Annotated in this window: 5 protein-coding genes; all 5 read right to left on the bottom strand. The window is 40.4% G+C overall.

Going from position 1 to position 3,635, the window contains the following annotated elements; genetic code table 11:
* Positions 1-123: 123 nt before the first annotated feature.
* Complete coding sequence (locus DW819_RS15075; protein WP_118733938.1) at positions 124-1,074, bottom strand: L-lactate dehydrogenase; 951 nt, start codon at positions 1,072-1,074, stop codon at positions 124-126.
* 17 nt (positions 1,075-1,091) lie between these two features.
* The gene (rbr, locus tag DW819_RS16100; protein WP_118733937.1) at positions 1,092-2,273 is read right to left on the bottom strand and encodes a rubrerythrin; all 1,182 of its coding nucleotides are present in this window, start codon (positions 2,271-2,273) and stop codon (positions 1,092-1,094) included.
* 50 nt (positions 2,274-2,323) lie between these two features.
* Positions 2,324-2,758: a hemerythrin family protein gene (locus DW819_RS15065; protein ID WP_118534249.1), complete on the bottom strand. Its 435-nt coding sequence runs from the start codon at positions 2,756-2,758 to the stop codon at positions 2,324-2,326.
* A gap of 43 nt (positions 2,759-2,801) precedes the next feature.
* Complete coding sequence (rd, locus tag DW819_RS15060; protein WP_118733936.1) at positions 2,802-2,966, bottom strand: rubredoxin; 165 nt, start codon at positions 2,964-2,966, stop codon at positions 2,802-2,804.
* A 242-nt stretch (positions 2,967-3,208) separates the two neighbouring features.
* Positions 3,209-3,508, bottom strand: a complete 300-nt coding sequence (locus DW819_RS15055; protein ID WP_118733935.1) for a hypothetical protein — start codon at positions 3,506-3,508, stop codon at positions 3,209-3,211.
* Positions 3,509-3,635: the final 127 nt, after the last annotated feature.

Genomic DNA, 3,635 nt, shown 5'->3' with positions numbered 1-3,635 from the left:
TCTTGCGTTTCAGACGCTTTCATCTCGGCAATTGAATAACCGAGGATTCTCGCTTATTATCCTAAAAGAGGAAGCATTGCAGCAACTACAAACTTCCTCTTCCATAACACATTTTGTAAAAAACTATAACTCTATTGTATCCATAATTGCCTTTAAAGAATCTGCTGAATTCTTAAGCTTTACTGCTTCTTCACCATTCAGATTAATAGGTATATCCGATTCCACACCGTCTGCACCAACAATGACCGGCATGCTTAACGAAACACCTTCAATGCCATAAATACCGTGAATCATATGTGATACTGGAAGAATTGATTTCTCATCTCTCATGATCACTTCACAGATTCTTTTTACAGACATCGCGATTCCATAATAGGTCGCATGCTTTCTGTTTATGATTTCATAAGCACTGTTTTTTACTGCTTCCGCAATTTCTTTTGTGTTTTCCTTATGATTATAATGCCCGCGCATTTCACATATTTCGCTCAATGGTACGCCTGATACATTGGCTGATGACCACGCCACAACCTCACTGTCTCCGTGTTCTCCCACAATAAATGCATGGACACTCCGGCTGTCTACTGCCAGATGTTCACCGAGCTTATATCGCAATCTTGCACTGTCCAAAACAGTTCCGGATCCAATCACTCTGTTTTCCGGAAGTCCCGATAACTTGGCTGCTACCTGCGTAAGAATATCTACCGGATTCGCAACTACCAACATAATTCCGGAAAAATTTCTCTTTGCCACCTCTGGAATGATTGATTTAAAGATTGCCACATTTTTATTAACAAGATCCAGTCTTGTCTCTCCAGGTTTCTGGCCTGCACCGGCTGATATAATTACAATTGCTGCGTCAGCCACATCATCATAATCTCCGGCGTAAATTTTCATCGGTCTGGCAAACGGAATTCCATGGCTAATATCCATAGCTTCTCCCTCTGCCTTCCCCTTATCTGCATCAATCAGAACAATTTCCGTAAATAATCCACTTTGCATTAAGGCAAACACCGATGCAGAACCAACAAACCCACAGCCTATCATGACTGCTTTTTTAGAATTAATAGCCTGCATATTTGAAATAATTCTCCTTAATAATTTTCTTCGCGAACTTCAAAATAACTCTGCGGGTGATTACATACCGGGCACACTGCCGGGGCCTTGGTTCCTACTACGATATGTCCGCAGTTACGGCATTCCCATACTTTTACCTCACTTTTTTCAAACACCTGCGCAGTTTCAATATTTTTAAGAAGTGCACGATACCTCTCTTCGTGATGTTTCTCGATTTCTCCTACCGTTCTGAATTTCGCTGCAAGTTCCGGGAAACCTTCTTCCTCCGCTGTTTTTGCAAAACCCTCATACATATCTGTCCATTCGTAATTCTCGCCCTCTGCAGCTGCAGCCAGATTTTCTTTCGTATCACCGATTCCGGCCAGCTCTTTGAACCACATTTTTGCATGTTCCTTTTCATTGTCGGCTGTTTTTAAGAACAACGCAGCCATCTGCTCATAGCCTTCCTTCTTCGCAACCGATGCAAAATAGGTATATTTATTTCTTGCCTGTGACTCACCAGAAAAAGCTTCCAGTAAATTTTTTTCAGTCTGTGTTCCTGCGTATTTATTTCCTGCCATTTCTTTTTTCGCCTCGCTCTCTACAATTTTCTCAAAATCCGATGCTGGATGCTTACACAAAGGACATACAAAGTCCTCCGGTAATTCATCTCCAATATATTCATAACCGCATATCCTGCATCTCCATATGTTCTGTCCTGCTTCTGTTTTTCCTACTGCCTGCGGTTTCGGCTTGATATGATTCTGATAGTACTCATATGTTACGGAAGGAATATCACTCAAAACTTCCATATCTGTGATCTCACCAATAAACATGGTATGGGAACCCAGGTCTTCCGTTTTTTTCACTGTTACCGAAATATATGCGTTTGTTCCTTCTGTAATATAGTAAATACCATTTAAACCCCGCGCACACTTTTCAAATGCCTCAAACTTATTCACATTCCGGCCTGACTGAAAACCAAACTGCTCAAATAATCCAAACTGAGCCTCCTGGCTTAAAACCGACACTGTAAATTTTCCGGTTTTTTGAATCATGTCGTGTGTATAATTGGCTTTGTTAACGCATATGCTTAATTGATTTGGTTCCGACGCTGCCTGAACTGCCGTATTGATAATGCACCCATTGTCTTTCTCTGCGTCTTTCGCCGTCAGAACAAATAATCCATAACTCAGCTTATACATAGCCTTTTTATTCATATGGTACCTCCATTTAGAAAATCAGTTTTCATTGCCTGAACAATACCCACTTAACAACGCTCTGGATTTTCTCTCATAAAGATAAACTCCGCTACGGAGCGGTCAAAAGTTTTTATGTGACCAAACAACCAATCAACCACATTCCTATGTACAAGTTCGCTGAACTGATCCGTTGGCCCCTCAGAATCATGAAGATATTCATACAATTCCTGAATTGTTTTCTTGAACTCTTCATGTTTCTCATGATGTTTGCCACGATCCGGATATTCGGCCTTTTCTTGTAATATTTCCTCTTCTTTGAAATGGAAATCAGTATACTCGTCCAGATAATCCAGCATTTTTATCGCATTTACCTTACTTTTTCCGTCCTGACAGGCAAATACAAAGTTCCGGATTCGCTCAATCAGTTCTTTGTGTTGCTCATCAATCATCTTATTCCCGGTTAATAAGTTATCTTCGAAAGTGATATCATAATCGTAAGTCATAGTCTGTCCTCCATTTCTTTTATTTTGGGTTATTTCATTGTTTCTAGCCTTCCACTGGTACAAAAACATCTTTACCAAGTCCGCAAATCGGGCATACCCAATCGTCCGGAATATCCTCAAATGCCGTTCCAGGAGCAATACCGCTGTCCGGATCACCTACTACAGGATCATAAATGTATCCACATGGTTCGCATTCAAATTTTTTCATAGCCACTCTTCTCCTTTTCGATATAATTCTCTCTCTATTGTCAACGAGTTTCCACTAGATTTTCCAGCATTTCATTTCTTCCAAATTTTCTCTTTTTTGTATGTCTGTATTATAACCAAATTTTCTCATTATGTCAATAATAGTAATCGTTATTATTTTATGTATTCTGTATACTTTTCTTCTCGGACATACAAAAACCCAGGCATCATCATACAACTGATTTCCGCCTGGGTTCATATTTATTATACAATCAGTCTGGCCATGGTTTGGATAAACAGATTTCTTTCATTTTTCGGAGGGACCAAAATCAAGCCAGGACATTTTTCTTTTGCGGAAACAACAGTCTCTCCAGTCTGTATGTGATATTTCTTCGCTGGAATAGATTTAGCCAGAATGATACCGTGCCTTTTCTCCCGATCGCCGCCTACAGCACTCACCAGCTTTCGCAAATCCTGTTTTCCTCCCAGATGATGAATCCGGTAACAGGCCTCCCACGACAAAAAAGCCGACTTTACATCTACATGAAAAATAATTCGCTTCATATCTGCTCCCTAAAACGAACATTTGTTCTATTTATTCTAAACTTTTCACATGCAGATGTCAAAGCGGGATTTTTTAGTGAAAAAGAATGTGCCTTGGCACATTCTCGCGCCGAGGCGCGGGTGGTTC

This window comes from Clostridium sp. AM33-3, from assembly GCF_003480315.1.
Classification (GTDB): domain Bacteria; phylum Bacillota; class Clostridia; order Lachnospirales; family Lachnospiraceae; genus Brotaphodocola.
This window is presented reverse-complemented; position numbering and strand designations above follow the sequence as displayed.

What these genes read in the sequence shown, in the direction of transcription:
- DW819_RS15075 (WP_118733938.1), bottom strand. Translation starts at nt 1,074, where the DNA reads ATGCAGGCTATTAATTCTAAAAAAGCAGTCATGATAGGCTGTGGGTTT.
- rbr (WP_118733937.1), bottom strand. Translation starts at nt 2,273, where the DNA reads ATGAATAAAAAGGCTATGTATAAGCTGAGTTATGGATTATTTGTTCTG.
- DW819_RS15065 (WP_118534249.1), bottom strand. Translation starts at nt 2,758, where the DNA reads ATGACTTACGATTATGATATCACTTTCGAAGATAACTTATTAACCGGG.
- rd (WP_118733936.1), bottom strand. Translation starts at nt 2,966, where the DNA reads ATGAAAAAATTTGAATGCGAACCATGTGGATACATTTATGATCCTGTA.
- DW819_RS15055 (WP_118733935.1), bottom strand. Translation starts at nt 3,508, where the DNA reads ATGAAGCGAATTATTTTTCATGTAGATGTAAAGTCGGCTTTTTTGTCG.